This window comes from Enterococcus sp. 2201sp1_2201st1_C11_2201SCRN_220225 (genome assembly GCF_040925905.1).
Lineage (GTDB): Bacteria > Bacillota > Bacilli > Lactobacillales > Enterococcaceae > Enterococcus_C > Enterococcus_C asini_A.
The window spans coordinates 13382-32678 of the sequence record NZ_JBCOJC010000027.1; the positions used below are offsets into that span (position 1 = coordinate 13382).

At 42.4% G+C, this 19297-nt stretch carries 18 protein-coding genes and 1 pseudogene; 4 read left to right on the plus strand and 15 right to left on the minus strand.

Translation table 11 applies throughout. The features are described 5' to 3' along the window. Nucleotides 1-258: 258 nt before the first annotated feature. Nucleotides 259-1698 (plus strand): proline--tRNA ligase, encoded by a 1440-nt coding sequence (gene proS / locus AB5754_RS08455; RefSeq protein ID WP_368251280.1) that lies wholly within the window; start codon nucleotides 259-261, stop codon nucleotides 1696-1698. A gap of 64 nt (nucleotides 1699-1762) precedes the next feature. On the opposite strand, the gene AB5754_RS08460 is transcribed toward proS, so the two are convergent. The 4 genes from AB5754_RS08460 to AB5754_RS08475 form a co-directional block, all read right to left on the minus strand. Further along, a complete protein-coding gene (locus AB5754_RS08460; RefSeq protein ID WP_368251281.1) occupies nucleotides 1763-2767 on the minus strand; it encodes a lipoate--protein ligase in 1005 nt (334 codons plus the stop codon). 32 nt (nucleotides 2768-2799) lie between these two features. Then, entirely contained in the window at nucleotides 2800-3537 is a 738-nt protein-coding gene (locus AB5754_RS08465; protein ID WP_368251282.1) for an MBL fold metallo-hydrolase, read from the minus strand. A gap of 91 nt (nucleotides 3538-3628) precedes the next feature. Next, nucleotides 3629-4636 carry a DUF389 domain-containing protein gene (locus AB5754_RS08470; protein ID WP_368251342.1) on the minus strand — a complete coding sequence of 336 codons (1008 nt, stop codon included), beginning with the start codon at nucleotides 4634-4636 and terminating at the stop codon, nucleotides 3629-3631. Between the two features lie 185 nt (nucleotides 4637-4821). Continuing rightward, entirely contained in the window at nucleotides 4822-5907 is a 1086-nt protein-coding gene (locus AB5754_RS08475; RefSeq protein ID WP_368251283.1) for a M42 family metallopeptidase, read from the minus strand. Between the two features lie 394 nt (nucleotides 5908-6301). On the opposite strand from AB5754_RS08475, the gene nrdD reads away from it, so the two are divergent. Further along, nucleotides 6302-8500 (plus strand): anaerobic ribonucleoside-triphosphate reductase, encoded by a 2199-nt coding sequence (gene nrdD / locus AB5754_RS08480; protein WP_368251284.1) that lies wholly within the window; start codon nucleotides 6302-6304, stop codon nucleotides 8498-8500. A gap of 71 nt (nucleotides 8501-8571) precedes the next feature. Then, nucleotides 8572-9174: an anaerobic ribonucleoside-triphosphate reductase activating protein gene (gene nrdG / locus AB5754_RS08485; RefSeq protein ID WP_368251285.1), complete on the plus strand. Its 603-nt coding sequence runs from the start codon at nucleotides 8572-8574 to the stop codon at nucleotides 9172-9174. Nucleotides 9175-9208: 34 nt separating this feature from the next. Here nrdG and dinB read toward each other — a convergent pair whose 3' ends face one another. From dinB to dnaX, 11 genes are all read right to left on the minus strand, one after another. Continuing rightward, nucleotides 9209-10327, minus strand: a complete 1119-nt coding sequence (dinB, locus tag AB5754_RS08490) for a DNA polymerase IV (RefSeq protein ID WP_368251286.1) — start codon at nucleotides 10325-10327, stop codon at nucleotides 9209-9211. A 92-nt stretch (nucleotides 10328-10419) separates the two neighbouring features. Then, nucleotides 10420-11634, minus strand: coding sequence for an ammonium transporter (locus tag AB5754_RS08495; protein ID WP_368251287.1), 1215 nt, complete (start codon nucleotides 11632-11634; stop codon nucleotides 10420-10422). Between the two features lie 178 nt (nucleotides 11635-11812). Then, the gene (gene rsmI, locus AB5754_RS08500) at nucleotides 11813-12679 is read right to left on the minus strand and encodes a 16S rRNA (cytidine(1402)-2'-O)-methyltransferase (protein ID WP_368251288.1); all 867 of its coding nucleotides are present in this window, start codon (nucleotides 12677-12679) and stop codon (nucleotides 11813-11815) included. A gap of 49 nt (nucleotides 12680-12728) precedes the next feature. Continuing rightward, entirely contained in the window at nucleotides 12729-13076 is a 348-nt protein-coding gene (locus AB5754_RS08505) for a DNA replication initiation control protein YabA (RefSeq protein ID WP_311833072.1), read from the minus strand. Beyond that, the gene (locus tag AB5754_RS08510; protein ID WP_368251289.1) at nucleotides 13069-13899 is read right to left on the minus strand and encodes a stage 0 sporulation family protein; all 831 of its coding nucleotides are present in this window, start codon (nucleotides 13897-13899) and stop codon (nucleotides 13069-13071) included. The genes AB5754_RS08505 and AB5754_RS08510 overlap by 8 nt, the downstream gene beginning before the upstream one ends. A 25-nt stretch (nucleotides 13900-13924) precedes the next feature. Then, on the minus strand, nucleotides 13925-14863 hold the full coding sequence (gene holB, locus AB5754_RS08515) for a DNA polymerase III subunit delta' (RefSeq protein WP_368251290.1): 939 nt from the start codon (nucleotides 14861-14863) through the stop codon (nucleotides 13925-13927). A gap of 12 nt (nucleotides 14864-14875) precedes the next feature. Further along, on the minus strand, nucleotides 14876-15205 hold the full coding sequence (locus tag AB5754_RS08520; protein WP_368251291.1) for a cyclic-di-AMP receptor: 330 nt from the start codon (nucleotides 15203-15205) through the stop codon (nucleotides 14876-14878). A 20-nt stretch (nucleotides 15206-15225) separates the two neighbouring features. Further along, nucleotides 15226-15867 carry a dTMP kinase gene (gene tmk, locus AB5754_RS08525; protein WP_311833068.1) on the minus strand — a complete coding sequence of 214 codons (642 nt, stop codon included), beginning with the start codon at nucleotides 15865-15867 and terminating at the stop codon, nucleotides 15226-15228. Between the two features lie 56 nt (nucleotides 15868-15923). Then, nucleotides 15924-16520 (minus strand): recombination mediator RecR, encoded by a 597-nt coding sequence (gene recR / locus AB5754_RS08530; protein ID WP_311833067.1) that lies wholly within the window; start codon nucleotides 16518-16520, stop codon nucleotides 15924-15926. A 48-nt stretch (nucleotides 16521-16568) separates the two neighbouring features. Next, nucleotides 16569-16883 carry a YbaB/EbfC family nucleoid-associated protein gene (locus tag AB5754_RS08535; protein ID WP_311833066.1) on the minus strand — a complete coding sequence of 105 codons (315 nt, stop codon included), beginning with the start codon at nucleotides 16881-16883 and terminating at the stop codon, nucleotides 16569-16571. 20 nt (nucleotides 16884-16903) lie between these two features. Then, nucleotides 16904-18631, minus strand: coding sequence for a DNA polymerase III subunit gamma/tau (dnaX, locus tag AB5754_RS08540; protein ID WP_368251345.1), 1728 nt, complete (start codon nucleotides 18629-18631; stop codon nucleotides 16904-16906). 368 nt (nucleotides 18632-18999) lie between these two features. Here dnaX and AB5754_RS08545 point away from each other — a divergent pair. After that, nucleotides 19000-19297: pseudogene (locus AB5754_RS08545) on the plus strand (virion core protein); the annotation flags it as partial.

The following is a 19297-nucleotide window of genomic DNA, read 5'->3' on the forward strand; positions in this document are numbered from 1 at the left end:
CAGTTGGATTAGTACTTTTAAACATGGACAAAGAGAGTCTCCTCTAGGCTGCAAGGGTGACACCCGCTGTTTTTAAGGAACCTACCGTATAATGATCGCTAGAAACGATCGGTTTAGAGCCCCTTACCGCTCTTTTAAGTGGATCAAATTGATCAACAAAGGTGGTACCGCGAAGTCACGCATTTCGTCCTTTTTTAAGGATGAAGTGCGTTTTTTTATTTTTCTCGGTCTCCCATAAAAACATAAGGAGGAATTTTCATGAGCAATACCCAAACAAATGATTTCACCGAATGGTACATCCAAACCATTACCAAAGCAGAATTAATGTCTTATTCCCCAGTTAAAGGTTCCATTATTTTCCGTCCTGACGGCTATGAATTATGGGAACACATTCAAGAACGCTTCAATAGCTATTTAAAAGCAGAAGGCATTCGCAATGCCTATTTCCCAATGCTGATTCCAAGAAGTTTCTTTATGAAAGAAGCCGATCACATCGAAGGTTTCGCTCCTGAATTGCCTTGGGTTACAGAAGTGGGTAATGAAAAATTAGATGAACCCTTAGCTTTGCGCCCAACATCCGAGACCATGATTGGCTCTGCTTTTTCCGATTGGATCAATTCTTATCGGGATTTACCTTACGAAATCAACCAATGGGCGAATGTTTTCCGTTGGGAGAAAAAAACGTTGCCTTTTATGCGTACTTCTGAATTTTTATGGCAAGAAGGCCACACCGCCCACGCTGATGAAGCCGATGCTCGTCGCCGAACTTTAAGTGTTTTAGATGAGTATGCCAAAGTCGCAGAAGAATTTTTAGCCATTCCCGTGTACAAAGGACAAAAAACACCATCAGAACGCTTCGCCGGTGCCGTGGATACTTACTCCATTGAAGCCATGATGAAAGACGGCAAAGCAGTTCAAGCCGGAACTTCTCATTACTTAGGTACTAAATTTGCTGAAGCCTTCGACATTACCTACTTGACGAAGGAAAACAAACACACCAACGTCTTCACCACTTCTTGGGGAATTTCCACCCGTCTATTAGGCGCTTTGATCATGACCCATGGTGACGAAAAAGGTCTAGTCTTCCCACCTACTGTGGCACCGACTCAAATCGTTTTAATGCCAGTGGGTCCTTGGAAGAAAAATCCTGCCATTATGGAAAAGCTATCAGAACTCTTTGCTGGCTTTAAAGCTGCCGGTTTTAGAGTGCGCCTAGACGATACCGACAACTCTCCTGGTTATAAGTTTAATGAATGGGAGCTAAAAGGCGCTTGCTTGCGGATTGAATGCGGCCCTCGGGACTTAGAAAATGGCCATGTGATGGTTAAAGTGCGAGACTTAGATGAAAAAGTTGCCGTTTCTTTTGAAGAATTGGCAAGCTATATAAAAGAACAATTGGACATTATGCCAAAACGTTTACTAGATGCAGCCAGAGCGCGTAACAAAGCCAATGAGCACTTTGACATTGATACTTTGGACGAATTAAAAGCCCATATTGAAAAATGCAAAGAAAACGGCGAACCAACGGGCTTTGTTTTAGTCGGTTGGGATGGTACCGAAGAAACCGAAGCCAAAATCAAAGAAGAAACTGGCTTTACTACTCGAAATATTCCTTTCGAGGTACCAATGGAAAAATCTGTGGATATCGTCAGCGGCAAACCGGCGAAATACACCTTATGGATTGCCCGGGCCTACTAAGACACGAGAAAACAACAATCCAAAAAAGAGAGGCTGAGCAAATTCGCTCAACCTCTCTTTTCATTTAAATCAATAAATCTAAAAACTCTTCTGCTTCAATGGCCCCAAAGTATTTCTTCACGTCGATCTTAGCTACTACATCGGCTAACGCACTTTTTTCATAACGCGTACCAACAAGCGCTTCTTCCACATCTTTGATTTCACCTAAACCAAAGAAATCGCCATAAATTTTCGCAGCGGTGATTTTACCGGCTTGAACTTTTAAGCGGACCTCAATGGAACCAATGGGGAAACGATGGCGTTTTTCAATATCGAAGTCTGGGGACTTGCCATAATTCCAATCCCAGTTGCGGTAGTATTCCTCAGAAATTTGGTTGATCTTTTCCCAATCTGCTTCTGTGAGTTCGTAAGTTTTCACTTGATCCACAGAATCCACACCAAAGATTTTTAGTAAAATTGCTTGTCGGAAGTCTTTTGTCGTCATCTCTTGCTTGTCTTTTGGCAAGAAAGGTTTCACATTGGTAACCCGAGAGCGAATGGACTTAATCCCTTTAGACTGAATTTTATCCGCCCGTACTTTTAAGGCGTTGACCACTTCATTAATATCAGAATCAAACATGATGGTTCCATGAGCAAACATGCGACCTTCTGTAGCATACATGGCATTACCGGAGAACTTCTGATCATTGATTACCAAGTCATTGCGCCCTTTTAATTGGGCTCCTGTTACGCCTAATTCTTGCAAAGCATTTACAATCGGTTTCGTCAGTTTTTCAAAATCGCGGAAAGAATTGCCATCATCGGGCATGATAAAACTAAAATTCAAATTCCCAAAATCATGGTATACCGCACCGCCGCCGGAAAGTCGACGCACCACGTGGATGCCTTTTTCTTCCACATACTCTTGATTGATTTCTTCAATCGTATTTTGATTGCGGCCGATAATAATCGAAGGCTCGTTAATATAAAACAAAAGAATTGGTTCGTCTAAAGGCATTTCTTTTAACAAAAATGTCTCAATGGCTAAGTTGATGCGGGGATCCGTGTTTTCATTTGGTACAAAAATCATCAGAATCGTCTCCTATTCATTTGTCGATTGTCTTAAATCTCAAATATTTTTCCCACTTCTGCCAGCTCTACTGGGATTGTTTCTGCCGCTTCCTGGGCTTCTTGTTGCAATTGACTTAAGTCACCAAACTGAGGCAAATGAGTCAACACCAAGCGTTTAGCCTGAGCATTTTTGGCAAAAGTCCCGGCTTCTAAACTGGTGAAATGGGCTTTATGGTGCTCATTGCCACGGAAAAGATAGGTATCGGCTAAAAAGAGATCGCACTCTTTGGCAAATTCATTGAAATCTTCTAAATAACCAGAATCTCCCGTGAAGACAAATACCTTTCCAGTAGTCTTTTCCACAAAACGTAAGGCAAAGCAAGGTACTGGATGTATCGTCTTCATAAATGTAACAGAAAACGGACCAAATTCCAACAGTTCTGTCTCGTGATAGGCAATGCCTTTTGAAACGTCTGCCATGGTTAATTCTTGGAAATGTTCCTGATCTAATGTATGTCCATAAATAGGTAAGATTTTTTCTGGATTGCGCTCCGGATGTAGCTGCCAATAGTATTGCAACACCCCTAGATCCGCAATGTGATCATGATGGTAATGAGTTAAAATCACTGCATCTAACTTTAAAGGATCGAAAATTTTCTCCAATTGTACCAAGGTAGTACTCCCACAATCTAATAACACAGAAAAATTACCAGATTGCAACAGATACCCCGTAGTTCCTTCGCCATTATAGGGATAAGCCCCTAAACAGCCTAAAACTGTCAGCTTCATAAATAGTCCTTCTTTCTGTTCATGATTTTCTCTTACTTTAGCACAAAATAAAGACAAGTGTTGGCAACGAGATTGCCAACTCTACCGATAATCAGTTGGTAGAATCGCCAGTTGATTCTTCTTTTTGGGATTCTGGATCTCGTGCATTTTCTTTATTTAAACGACTTTTAACGTATTGATCTAAGTATTTAGTTACTTGATCTCCCGTCAAGTTAGAAAGATTCGGAATTTGATCGATGTTTAACGTCACATCCTCCAATCCGTATTCAGGTAATTCTGCTTGAATCTCCTCAACTTCTGTTGGAGTCAGATGCTCTCCTGATACCGATAACGTCAGCGTCTCTTTTTTTTGATCATAATCCTGATTCAAAATAATATAATCGGAAAATTCTTCGTTGATTAATTGATTAACTGCCGATTTTTGGATACTTTCCTTGACCAACACCGATGCTGAAAAAATACTCGGGATTACAATCAATAAGGACAAAATAATTAGAAAATAACGAACTTTCCGCGTGTCTTTATTTGTAACGTTGTTAGCCCTGGGAAAGCGCATAAAACGAATTCCGATAAAAGTCGCAATAATGATGAAGGCACAGTTAATGATAAATAAATAAGCAGATCCGGTGAAATAATCAAAATTTCTACTCGCAATCGAATACCCAATTGTACAGGCAGGTGGCATTAAGGCGGTGGCAATCGCAACGCCGGGGACAATATTGTTACTGCCTTTTTTTCTGGCCCCGATGATTCCAGCTAGCCCACCAGAAAAGGCAATGATGACATCCCAAATTGTGGGTGCGGTGCGGGCGATGATTTCATTACTTGCATAAGTAATCGGCGATAGCAAGAAATAGATCATCGCCACTGTCAAACTAACTCCCACTTCTACTAAAAGTAATTTTACCGCCTTTTTTACCATAGCAAAATCGAGCACAGAAAGTCCATAACCAATACATAATAAAGGCGACATTAGGGGAGAAATTAGCATCGCACCAATGATAACTGGAATTGAATTCATGTTTAAGCCAATGGAAGCGATTAAAATTGCACACATTAAAATAACCGAATCACTGGCTTTAATCTCAATATCTGACATCAACTTCTCACGAAACTCTGTCACACTATATTCTACGTTTTCCACCTTACTCCCTCCTACTTATCTGATACATTCATTCTACCCTGTAGCTCTGAGAAAGACACCTGATATACTCTATATCTAGGCATATCCTAGTTTTCAAAAGATAAAAACGCCCTCCCACAAGTGGAAGGGCGTTGGTCATTTTAATAGCTGCGTAAGTTGGCCACTGTTTCGTCGTCTAGGCGTTTGACTACTTCTGTCACTAATTTCACCGTGTTCAAATAATCATCTTCATGGATCACCGAAGTATGAGAATGAAGGTATCGAACGGGCACGGTAATGGCAATAGATGGCACCCCGTCACGAGTCAGATGCATTTGTCCGGCGTCAGTACCACCACCGGAAATCACTGTATATTGGAATGGAATTTCCATTTCTTCTGCCACATTGATCACAAAGTTCAACAATTTTTTATGGGGAACCATAGAAGCATCGAAAATCAAGATTTGTGGGCCTTCTCCTAAAACGGAATCCGCTTCTTTTGTGGTCATCCCCGGAGTATCTCCAGCCGTGCCTGTATCCAAAGCAAAGGCGATATCTGGATTGACCAAATGAGTGCTAGTCCGCGCTCCTCTAAGGCCTACTTCTTCCATCACATCACTGCCCGCAAAAAGACAGTTTGGATGACCTTCTTTGGCAAGGTTTTCCAACACTCGCAAGGATACCGCCGTTCCCACACGGTTATCCCAGGCTTTTGCTAGCAAGTACTTGCTGTCGTTTAGACGTTTGTATTGGATATAAGGAGTAATCATGTCCCCCGGGCGCACGCCCCAGCTTTTGACTTCGTCGGCACTTGTAGCACCGATATCAATAAACATATCTTTCATATCGTAAGGTTTGTTCCGAGCTTCTGGACTTAAGACATGAGGTGGTTTCGAACCGGTTACCCCATGAATTAATTTGCCTTCTTGGGTTTTGATTTCCACTTCTTGAGCTAGCATCACTTGGCCCCACCAGCCACCTAAAGTTTGGAATTCAATAAAACCTTTTTCGGTAATGCGGGTTACCATAAAGCCCACTTCATCCATATGGCCGGAAATGAAAATTTTTGGTCCACCACCAGCTCCTACATGTTTGGCAATTACGCTACCTAAACCATCAAAGAAAATATCTTCCGCAAAGGGTTTCGCATATTCTTTAAAGATTTCTCGAACCTCTTCTTCATTACCAGGAACGCCCCGGGCAGTGGTTAAGTCAATCAATAGTTGTTCATCTTTTTTATCAAGCATGGACTTTCTCCTTTGTATTTGGTCATGTGCCATTATACCACTTCCCTTGTTTTGCGCCACAATTCGACAGGAAACTTTTACCAAAAACTAGGGAAACTTTCACCGAAAATTTTCTTCAAAGTGCCTAGCAATTTTTACAATTTTTCCTTTGCTTTTTTGTCTGTTATTTGAGATGATAGAACACGTGATGAAACCTGATGGCAGCTCCTGCTCTCAGGTTTTTTATGTTTGATAAACCCCCAACATATTGTGTTACGTCATAAATTTAATTAAAAATGGCACTACATATAGGTTGCCACTTCTTTTATTTTCCGCTATGATAATACATGAAGATTGTTTCGTCTAACGAAACATTATCAAGTTTTTTTGTACCACAAATAAGGAGAGATGACTTATGATGGAAATCCAAAATGAGACCAGCGCAACCAAGACGGTTTTGCCCCGCCTGAGCCAAATGAAAATCATCAAACGAGACGGCCGCACCATGGCTTTTGACGATCAAAAAATTTACGATGCTTTGGTGAAAGCCAAAAAAGAATCGGTAAACAATCAACCCTTATCTCCTTTAGATCACGAACGGATTTTAGACATTGTAGAACGAGTGGATGCTGAAATTGCTGAACGCTTCACGGAAAATGTCAAGATTTATGAAATCCAAAACATTGTGGAACACATTCTCTTGGAAAAGAACGAATACGAACTGGCAGAAGCTTATATTAGTTACCGGACACAACGGGATTTTGCTCGCAGCCGGGCCACAGATATTAATTTCACTATTGGTAAACTCATCAACAAAGACCGCACTGTGGTCAATGAAAATGCTAATAAAGACAGCGATGTTTTTAATACGCAACGGGATTTAACTGCCGGTATCGTGGGCAAGTCCATTGGTCTGAAAATGTTGCCGCCCCATGTGGCCAACGCCCATCAAAAAGGGGACATTCACTACCATGACTTGGATTACCATCCCTACACCCCAATGACCAACTGCTGTTTAATCGACTTTAAAGGCATGTTAAACAACGGCTTTAAAATCGGCAATGCGGACGTGGAATCACCAAAATCTATCCAAACTGCCACAGCCCAAATTTCTCAAATCATAGCCAATGTAGCTTCCAGCCAATACGGCGGCTGTTCTGCTGACCGTACCGACGAACTTTTGGCACCTTTTGCGGAATTGAACTACGAAAAACACATGAATGATGCCAAACGCTGGATCGACACGAAAGAAAAACAAGAAGCCTTTGCCAAAGAAAAAACCCGCAAAGACATTTACGATGCCATGCAAAGTTTGGAATATGAAATCAATACCTTGTTTACTTCCAATGGCCAAACACCTTTCACATCTCTTGGTTTCGGTCTAGGAACAAGCTGGTTTGAACGGGAAATACAACGGGCGATTTTGCAAATCCGCATCAACGGTCTCGGCAGCGAAAAACGCACAGCCATCTTCCCTAAATTAATTTTCAGTATTAAAAAAGGCGTCAACTCCAATGCCACTGACCCAAACTATGACATTAAACAATTGGCCTTAGAATGTGCCACAAAACGCATGTATCCTGATATTTTAAACTACGACAAAATCGTGGAACTTACCGGGAGCTTCAAAGTGCCAATGGGCTGTCGCTCCTTCTTACAAGGTTGGAAAGATGAGAACGGCGAAGAAGTTAATGTGGGCCGGATGAACCTTGGTGTGGTTACCATGAACTTGCCACGGATTGCCCTAGAAGCTGGCGGAGATTTGGACAAATTCTGGAGTCTTTTGGAAGAACGCCTCGCCATCGCTAAAGATGCCCTAGTTTATCGCGTGGAACGTTGTAAAGAAGCAATTCCTGCCAATGCGCCAATTTTGTATATGTATGGTGCTTTTGGCAAACGCCTGAACCGAGCAGATGCAGTCAACGAACTCTTTAAAAACAAACGAGCTACAGTTTCCCTTGGCTATATCGGCCTTTACGAAGTAGCCTCTGCCTTTTACGGTGGTGAATGGGAAAACAATCCTGAAGCTAAGGAATTCACATTGTCCATCGTCAAAGAACTAAAAGCTCACACGGATCTTTGGGGGGATGAATATGGCTACCACTTTAGCGTCTACTCTACTCCATCTGAAAGCTTGACGGATCGTTTCTGTCGCTTGGATACGGAAAAATTTGGTGTAGTCAAAGACATTACTGATAAAGAATACTACACCAATAGCTTCCACTATGACGTGCGGAAAAATCCGACACCATTTGAAAAATTGGACTTTGAAAAAGATTATCCAAAATATTGTTCCGGTGGGTTCATTCATTACTGTGAATACCCTGTCTTGCAACAAAATCCGAAAGCATTGGAAGCTGTTTGGGATTATTCCTACGATAAAATCGGTTATCTCGGAACCAACACTCCTATTGACCACTGTTATGAATGTGGCTATGAAGGAGACTTCACCCCTACCGAACGGGGCTTTGAATGTCCTCAATGTGGCAACCACGACCCGAAAACTTGTGACGTGGTAAAACGGACATGTGGTTACTTAGGCAACCCTCAAGCCCGGCCAATGGTTCACGGCCGTCACAAAGAAATCTCTAGCCGCGTAAAACACATGAAATAAACGAAATTGAACTAAGGTCGGGGCACCGCGCCTCGACCTTTTTTGTAGATTGAAAGAAAGAATGTGACCTCATGCGAAATCCAAAACCTCAAGAATGGCAATCCGAAAAACTAAGCAAACACAAAATTGCTGATTACAAAGCTTTTAACTTTGTAGACGGTGAAGGAGTCCGTTGCAGCCTTTATGTCTCTGGTTGTCTTTTTGCCTGTGAAGGTTGCTTTAACAAAGCCGTGCAAAATTTCAACTACGGCACTGATTTCACACCAGAATTAATGGAACTAATTTTAACGGATTTGGATCATGACTATGTCCAAGGCCTGACTTTATTAGGAGGAGAGCCTTTTTTAAATACCGACGTTTGTTTGGAAGTCGTTTCTCATGTGCGCAAACGCTTTGGCGCGACAAAAGACATTTGGAGCTGGACAGGTTTTACCTTTGAAGAACTTTTATTGGAAACGCCAGATAAACTTGAATTGCTATCTCAAGTAGATGTATTGGTGGACGGTCGTTTTGAATTAGCCAAGCGCAATTTGAACTTACAATTTCGTGGCAGTAGCAACCAACGAATTTTAGACGTAAAAAAATCCCTTGCTCAGCAAAAAGCTGTGCTCTGGGATAAATGTGTCGACGGTGAAAGATCCTTTGAACAGTTAGACAAACAAAAAATGATTTAAAAAATGACTGAGTCGCCTACTTGAATTGGGTAGCTCAGTCATTTTTTTCCCATAAAGGCAATGTAATTGCTTCATAGCTCACCGGATCCAAATTGGTGACGGTGATCCCTAACAGGCGAATGCCCTTCTCCAATCCTAAAACCTCTTCCCAGATCAGACTAGCTTGTGAAAAAATCACATCTTTGTCTCTAATGTATTGATTTAACGTCTTGCGCCGGGTAATGGTGGTGTAATCTGCGTAACGAACTTTTAAAACGATGGTCTGACCGTGTTTTCCCGCATTATTCAAACTTTTTGCGACTTCTTCCGCGAGGCGTCGCAACTGAGTCAAAACTTGATTTTCCGTGGTCAAAGGATTCCCGTAAGTGTGTTCTTTGCCTACAGACTTGCGATCTCTGGTGACATTTACTGGAGCGTCATGGATGCCTCGCACTTTCCGATACAAGGAATAACCCATTTTACCAAAATAAGAAATCAGCTCCATTTCACCTTTCTCATACAAATCTGCCCCAGTAAAAATCCCCAGTTCATGCATTTTTGGCAAAGTCTTCTTTCCCACACCATGAAATTTTTCAATGGGCAGAGCCTGCATAAAATTCAGAGCTTCATCTGGAGCTACCAAGGTGAGTCCCGCCGGTTTATGAAAATCAGAAGCCAATTTAGCGAGAAATTTATTATAACTGACACCAGCAGAGCAAGTCAGGTGAACGGTTTCCCAGATTTCCTGTTGAATTAAGCGAGCTACTTTCACGGCAGATTGAATATTTTGCTTGTTGTGGGTCACATCTAAATAGGCTTCATCAATGGAAACTGGTTCGATAATATCCGTGTACCGAGCAAAAACTGCCCGCACTTGGCGAGAAATTCCCCGGTATTTTTCATGATTTCCAGGAATAAATACCGCCTCAGGACAGAGCTCAAAGGCTTTTTGGGCACTCATGGCCGAGTGAATCCCGTACTGACGGGCCTTGTAATTGGCAGTGGTCACCACACCTCGTCCGCCGGTATCGCTAGGATGACGCGCAATCACTAAAGGATGCGATGCCAATTCAGGATTGTCTCGTTCTTCCACTGAGGCAAAAAAAGCATCCATATCAATATGAATGATTTTCCGACTAGTATCATTTTTTAATGGAAACTGCAGCTCACTCATCTCATCCCTCCTGCTCCCTTACATTATACCCAAACAGACGTTCTGAAACAAGTAAGAAAGGCAGGGCGTCAATCGCGTCCCTGCCTCCATTTTTAATCATTACTTAACAAATCTTGATACGCTTGTTCATTGTGTAAAGAATAATCCAGCCCTTTTTCTTCCTGAGAAGTAGAAACGCGAATGGCCATAAATTTCTTAATCAGCGTAATTAAAACAAAACTCACGCCCCCGGCAAAGAGGATGGTAAAGAGAATGCTCAAAATTTGAGCCACAAACAAGTCCACCCCGCCAAAGAGTAGCCCTGTTTCGCCACCGATGGCTGGATCTGCTAGGATTCCAGTAAGCAGACCACCGAAAATCCCGCCAATCCCGTGACAACCAAAAGCATCTAAGGCGTCATCACAGCCAAGTTTTTCTTTTACAAAGCGAGTACCGTAAAAACAAAGGGGCGATACGAGTAAGCCGGCAATCAAAGCCGAACCAATGGAAACAAAACCGGCGCCAGGAGTAATCGCAACTAAACCAACGACTGCCCCTGTACAAGAACCAACAATGCTTGGCTTTCCTTTTACCACCCATTCTAACATCATCCACGACATCATCCCGGCCGCCGCTGCGGTATTAGTGGTTAACAGGGCATGGACTGCTAACCCATCCGCCGCTAAAGCAGAGCCGGCGTTAAAGCCAAACCAACCTAACCACAAAAGCCCTGTTCCTAATACCACAAAGGGAACATTATGGGGTGTGAAACTTGAATTTTCACTTTCTTTTCGCTGGCCCAAAACTGCGGCTAAAACCAAACCAGAAATCCCGGAACTGATATGCACCACATTTCCCCCGGCAAAGTCGATGGAACCGATTTGATCCAAGAAACCACCGCCCCAGACCATGTGGGCAATGGGAGCGTAGACCAAGATAATCCAGCCGGTTAAAAATACCAATAATGCAGAAAAACGCATCCGCCCGGCAACGGCTCCAGTTAAAATCGCCGTAGTAATCAGCACAAACATCATTTGGAAGGCGGCAAACAATCCTTCTGGCAAACCAGAAGAAGCCTCACTGGAGACACCATTGAAAAACAACTTGTCCAAGTTCCCGATAAAAGGATTGTCCCCACTAAAGGCTAGGCTATAACCGATAATAATCCACAACAGTGAGGCTAAGCCCATGGTGACAATCACCATCATCATGGTGTTCAATAAATTCTTTTTCTGAGACAAGCCACCGTAGAAAAACGCCAACGCCGGTGTCATTACAAAAACTAACCCTGTACAAAGTATCATAAAGCCAATATTTCCTGTGTCCATCAAAACTCCTCCTTTTTTGTCCACCTGCTGTCCAGACAGGTTTTCCTTATGGGAGAAATAGTAACACGATATTTTAGAGTTTTCTAGAGTTTTTCGCTATTTTTCAAAACTTTCTGAAAATTCGTCTCTTTTTATGTGAGATTTTATGACATAAAAAAAGCCCCAGCCAAGGCTGAGACTAAGTCAATTCATGATATTCTTGATAAATTTCTTGTTTCTTTCTCGAACGGCGTTGAGCTACCGTTTTAATTGCTGCATTAGGTTTCATTCCTTGATCGATCAAAGCTTGAACTTCTTCTTTCACGCTGATTTCTTTCATTTCTTGCTGTTCTTCTGGTTGGCTATTCCCTGCCACCAATAAACAGCACTCCCCTTTTAACTCTCGCTCATCTAAATAAGCCAATAGCTCGCTAAAAGTTCCCCGTAAATATTCCTCATGAAGTTTGGTTAGCTCTCGGCAAATCACCGCCTGTCGTTCGCCAAAGACCCCTTGCATATTGGCCAATGTTTCTTTCACCCGATGAGGAGATTCGTAAAAAATCAAGGTAGCTTCTTGGGCATATAAAGAAGCGAGCACGGCTTTTTGTTCATTTTTTTTCCGTGGTAAGAAACCATAGAAATAATTTGGCTGCGGGCTTAACCCAGAAGCCAATAATGCGGTTAGCCCTGCAGTAGGGCCAGGTAACGCGATTACTTTAATTTTTTCCGCCAAACAAGCCAACACCAATTCATGACCCGGATCACTAATGGAAGGCATCCCGGCATCAGACACTTGAGCGATATCTTTTCCTCCTTGTAACAAGGCCAACAACTGAGGAATCCGTTCTTTAAAATTATGCTCATGCAAACTTTTTTGCGGGGTGGTAATTTCAAAGTGATTCAACAGTTTTTGTGTATTTCGAGTATCTTCGGCAGCAATTAAATCCACTGTCTGTAAGCACTTCACACCTCGAACACTCATATCTTCCAAGTTCCCAATGGGGGTGGGAACTAAATACAGACAGCCCACTTCCTGATTTCCTTTAAAACTCTGTTGGATTTTCATGTACTTTCCTCTTTTCAAAAAAAGAGCCCCCACAATTGTGGGACTCTTCCTAATTTTGACTTTCTCGATACAAGACTTCTAAACAAAAGACACACTGCTCATCGTTTTCACGACGGGCACCATAAGACTCGCGACAAATATGGAAGCCATCTTCGTAGATTTTGCCTAAGTTCATCCGTGATTTGGACATTTCCTGCTTGGTTTCACTGGGAACCGGTGCATTTTCCCGCTCCAGTTCTTGTAAATATTCCCGCAGTTTTTGATTTTCCAACTCCAATGTCGTATTCTTTTCCACGATTTCTTGCAAAGCGGCTTTCATGTCTGAGAGTTGGCCAAAGGAATTCTTCAAATCTTCCTCCAGTTTGGCTAAGCCGTCATAGAGTTCTCGCTTATCCATGTAACTCACCTACTTTGGATTGTTCTTTAAAGGCTTTTAACTCACTGTACAAGTATTCCACTGGGGATTCGCGTCCTACTAAACGCACCCGCACAATCCGGCTGAGCAAGTTTAGTCCCACAACTCGCCCTTTACCATCTGGTGTGACAATCTCTTTCCCGTAATCGGGCATTTCCTTTTTGGCTACTTCATATTCGTCGTTTTCATATTTCAAACAACACATCAAACGGCCACAAAGTCCGGAAATCTTCGTAGGATTTAAAGACAGCCCTTGATCTTTGGCCATTTTAATGGAAACCGGAATAAAGTCTCCTAAAAATGTTGAGCAACACAATGGCCGCCCACAAGGCCCTAAGCCTCCTAAAAGCTTGGCTTCATCTCGCACACCAATTTGCCGCAATTCAATCCGGGTACGAAATTCCCCAGCTAAATCTTTGACTAACTCCCGAAAATCTACCCGACCATCCGCTGTAAAATAAAAAATCATGCGACTGCGGTCTAGCGTGTATTCCACTCCGACTAACTTCATTTCAAGGTTACGATCACGAATTTTTTTCTTGCCAATTACCATAGCTTCTTTAGCATCTTGCTCATTACTATAAGCCTTTTGAATCTCTTGCTCACTAGCCTTATGTAAAATCGGTAAGACCTCTTTAGGTAAATCTTTTTTATCAATATCTAATTTGGGAATCGCCACTTTTGCCAACATCTTTGCTTGTTGGGATTCCACAATTACTTGCTCATCATAGCGATAATCCGCTTTTTGTGGTGCATAGTAATAAATGTGTCCGGATTTTCGAAAACGCACACCCACAACTTCCATCGGCAAATCCCCCTATCTATCTCAATTATCCCTTTTGATTCATCACTCTAAGAACAAACTGCTCACAAACGTTTTGAAAAGAGACATTGGCAGCCAATTTTTGCTCCGCAGCCAATAACAACTCCATGCGCCGGGTATTCTCTACTAAAGAAGCCTCCGATTCTGCCAATAATTTTTGCCGTTCTTGGCGAAACTGCTCCATTAACATTTGTAAAAGCAAGTTTTGTCGATCTTTTTCTTTGGCCAAGGCGGTCAATTTCTTTTGCACATAGACAAAGGCCAATAAATCATCTTTGCTTAAATAAAGGTACCATTGACTGATGGCAGCCTTAGCCTCATTAAACCATTCATCTTGAGAGATTTCAACTGCTTTTTGGTAACTATTCGTTAAAGCCGCCAGTAATTTTGCCGAGTCTTTGGCAATGCCTTGAGCTTCTAGTCGTCGAGTAAGTTCCAGGGGATTTAAAGGAGCAAAATGCAAAATTTGGCAGCGGGATTGAATCGTCGGCAAAATTTTTCCTGGACTGTCAGTTTCCAAAACGGCTACAAAACTCCCCGCCGGCTCTTCTAGAAATTTCAATAAACTGTTGGCCGCACTGCTATTCATGGTATCTGCTTGAGAAATCGTGAAAAATTGCAGACGAGATTCGAAGCCAGAACGAATAAATTCTTGTTGTAGTCGGCGGATTTGGTCCACTTTAATCGATTGCCCCTCAGGCTTAATCTGCCAGACGTTGGGATGTTCCCCTTGAGCAATTCGCAGACAATTATTGCATTGATTACAAGGTTCATTATCCACCACTTGGGTACAAAACAAGCGCTTGGCAAGCCAAAGACTCATCTCGTGTTTGCCGACGCCTTTGTCCCCTTCAAAAAGATAAGCATGGGCCAAACGCCCATGCTCCACACTTTTTTTCATTTGGGAGAAGACTAGCGACTGGTGTTGGGCTAAAAAATTTTCCATAGCGCGCTCCTCTTAGTATTGATGGAATCCTTCCACTGGTAAAACAAAAACCGTAGCGCCCCCCACTTCCACTTCCACAGGATAAGGCACTTGGCCGTCTAGGGAGATATCGAGAGACATAGGTGTTGAAACGTATTGTTTGCGAGATTGACAAGTTTTTTTGATTAATTCCAAGGCTTCTGTAACCCGATCGTCGTCAATCCCAATAATAAAAGTACTGTTACCGGCTTTTAAAAAGCCCCCGGTTGAAGACAATTTGGTTGCTCGAATATTGGCATCGATGAATTCGTTAGCTAAACGGTTGCTATCTTTATCTTGGACAATCGCCATAATTAGTTTCATATCAATTCCTCCTTTTTTACTTAAAAGAACTGGGGATAACTTTCCGTAATGGCGGTAAAGCTTGCTTCCACCACATCAGTCAACGGCATCCGGGCATCTACTTTGTGAATCCGGATGGGTTCTTCTTCTGCCAATTTTAAATAGGCATGGCGGACCCGTTGATGAAATTCTAAACTTTCCGTTTCCAAGCGGTCCACTTGACGACCAGAATGAGCACTTTCAATCCGCTTTAAGCCGGTATCAGAATCCACATCTAAATACAAAGTGAAGTCCGGTTTAGTGCCTTCAATGGCAAATTCATTGATTTTGCGAATTTCCGGCATCCCAATCCGGCGACCAGCTCCTTGATAAGCCAGTGAACTATCTACAAAGCGATCACAAATCACGATTTTTCCAGCACTTAAAGCGGGTAAGATGACTTCTACCAAATGTTGTCGTCGCGCTGCCGCATACAACAAGGCCTCTGTGCGTTCATCCATCTCTTCGTTTTTGGGATCCAAAATGATTTTGCGAATTTTCTCCGATATTTTCACACCCCCGGGTTCCCGGGTTTTCACGATTCCTTTTTTCGCAATCAATTGAAGCCTTGGGTAAAGCTCGTTGATGACGCTAGTTTTACCCGCGCCGTCTGGTCCTTCTATGGTAATAAACAATCCGTTCACCACATGTCCTCCACTCTTGTCTCTATTGTACTAGAAAAAAAATAATTGCACAAAAACTATAATTCCCGCCGGCCTTCCACCGCTTTTAGCAAAGTGACTTCATCGGCGTATTCAATGTCACTACCTACAGCTAAACCATGGGCCAAACGGGTAACTTTAATCCCTGCTGGTTTAATCAAACGGGACAAGTACATAGCTGTGGCTTCCCCTTCGGTTGTGGCATTGGTCGCAATGATCACTTCTTGTACCGCATCGTCGTGTAGTCGTTTAATTAAAGCCGGAATATTAATATCTTCTGGGCCGGTACCTTCCATAGGACTTAAGACACCGCCTAACACATGATACAACCCATGGTATTCCCGCATTTTTTCTAAAGCCATCACATCTTTGGGTTCTTCTACCACGAGAATGGTACTGCGGTCTCTGGTGGTATCTCGACAGATTTCACAAGGATCTTCTTCGGTAATATTGCCACAAACACTACAAAAGTGCAGATCTCGCTTCACACTTAAGAGAGATTTGGCAAATTCGTTAACCACTTCTTCTTTCATGTCAATGGTATAAAAAGCCAATCGAGTGGCGGTTTTTTGTCCAATTCCCGGCAGTTTGGTATAACTATCAATTAACTTTGCAATGGGCTCTGGGTATTGCATCAAGCCTTGCCCTCCTTTGTTGGTGCACTGGGTACAGACTGCCGGATTTTAGAATCCCGGCATGCCTTTGGTGTATTTCCCCATTGTTTTTTCTGTTTCGCTATCAATTTGGCTCAAGGCATCATTGACTGCCATCATTACTAAGTCTTGAAGCATTTCATTGTCTTCAGGATCAATAATCTCAGGGGCCAGCTCCAAATTAATCATTTTCCGATTGCCGGTGAAAGTCGCTTTGGCATAGCCATTCGTCGCTTCCCCAACAAATTCTTTTTCATTTAAAGCTTCTTGAGCTTTCACCATTTCTTTTTGCATTTTTTGCACTTGTTTCATCATGCCTTGCATGTTTCCCATTCCACGCATCATGTTGCTTCACTCACTTTCAATTAGTCGTTTACAATACTGGTTAAATCCCCAAAAAATTCTTGGGCTTTTTCCACAAGCGGTTCTGGTGTCGCTGTTGCTTCTTGTTTTTCTTTTTCTGGAAGTTGAACTTCACCATTTGCCTCGTTCAAACGAGCTTTTCTTTGTTGCAAGTAGCCTTGTCTTAAGCTTAGCCAAGCAGATTCTGGTATGAAGACAATTTCCGGAGCGTAGCCTGAGATTAGACGACTCATATGATTGGAAATCATCAAAGCCAACTGCTCATCTTCAGAAGCTTTTTGGCAAACCATTTCTGCTTCAAAGGACAAAACCAAGCCTTGAGGTCCTGCCGCTTTAATTTGAGTATTGCGCAAGAGGCCTTTTTGCAAAGAATCAAACATGGTTAATAATTCTTCCCACACTTCTCGCACCTTGGTGACATCTTCATTGGTAGCTTGTTCCAAAACTCGATAAACCCGTTCTTTTGGCAAGCGGTATTTACTTGTTTTAGTGCTGGTAGCGCTAGAACTACTAGCTATCGGTGTCGTTTTTACTGGTGGATTTTTCTTCAACTCGTTGATTTCATGAATCAATTGATTGACTTGCTGTTGCAAATTTTGCACCAGCTCACGGGCTTCATCACTATTTCCGCCAGCAGTGGTAGCAGATGATTGTCTGCTGCAAAGTTTCACTGCCGCTACTTCCAAATAAATACGAGGACTATTGGTAAAGCGAATTTCATTTTGAGTTTCATTTAGTTGCTTGATCCAATAAAAAAGTTGCTTGCTGGAAACTTCTTTTGCCAGTTGTTTAAACCCTTCTGTTAAATACCCATTTTTTTCGGTTAATAACTGAGGAGCTTTTTGATACAACAAAAGATCACGGCAATAAACTAAGAGATTTTCCAGCAGACGCCGGGCTTCTTTGCCACTGGCTAACATCTCATCTAAATCTGCTAAAGCCGTAGCAGTCTCTTCTTGCCAACAAGCTCCCATAAACTGATCCATTCGCTCGTAGCTCAGACTGCCGGTGACTTCCATCACATCTTTCATGGTCACCTTGCCTTCAGCAAAGGAAATTGCTTGATCCAGCATACTTAGAGCATCCCGCATGCCCCCTTCAGCAGCTTGGGCGATGACTTTTAAGGCTTCCTCTTCATAGGGCACATCAATTTTTCCTAAGATAAAGGCCAAATGCTCCGCGATATCTTTGGTATCAATTCGTTTAAAGTCAAACCGCTGCGTCCGTGAAATAATCGTCGCCGGAATCTTGTGGGGCTCCGTGGTAGCTAAAATAAAGACCAGACTCTCTTGGGGTTCTTCCAATGTCTTTAATAGCGCATTAAAAGCCCCGGTGGAAAGCATATGCACTTCATCAATAATATAAACTTTGTATTTGGCTTGCGTAGGCGCATATTTTGCTCGATCTGTAATAAAACGAATCTCGTCTACTCCGTTATTAGAAGCGGCATCAATTTCGATTACATCTTCTTGTTTGCCTGCCGTAATGGCTTTACACATTTCACATTCGTTACAAGGCTCCCCATCGTGACTATTGGGACAGTTAATTGCCTTGGCAAAAATTTTGGCAGCACTGGTCTTCCCCGTTCCCCGAGGACCAGTAAATAAATAGGCATGGGAGATTTGATTTTGACTAACGGCGTTTTTTAACGTTTGGGTGATGGCTTTTTGACCCACCACATCCTCAAAACGCTGGGAGCGCCACACCCGATACAATGCTTGATAGCTCAGCTTCTCCACTCCCTTTCCGTAAACATTTTGCTAGTTTTTCTAGCAATTGATCACAAATCACTAGCTTCTATTATACGCAAAATCCTACTAAAAAACTAGGGATGAATCAATTCATGAAAAGAGTTTAAGAATCATAAAAAAACAGGCGGAACTTCCTTTTTATAGACTGTAGATGTTGTCGTGGTGCGGCAAATAAAAAACAAAACTTTCCTTGTCATTTGCCTTGATGAATTTTAAAAATTTCCTCCTATTTCGATTTTCTCCAAAGTATTTTGTAATCGCTATTCACTTCACTAAGCCTAAAGGGCGCTGTGTGCTATAATTTAGTGGAGCAGTTTAAACTTAACGCTTTAAAAGGAGGAAAAAAGATGGGTATTATTAAAGCAGCAACAAGTACAGTAGGTGGCGGTTTAGCGGATCAGTGGCTAGAGGTCATTGAACCAGATGATATGGGCGACACTACTGTCATGACCAAAGGCGTAAAAGTGCGCCAAGATGATAAACGAGGTTCTAATCGTAAAGGTACCGAAGATGTCATTACGGATGGTTCTGTCATTCACGTCTATCCTAATATGATGATGCTCTTAGTAGATGGGGGCAAAATTATCGACTACACCGCTGAAGAAGGTTATTACACGGTGAAAAATGCCAGTGCCCCTTCTATGC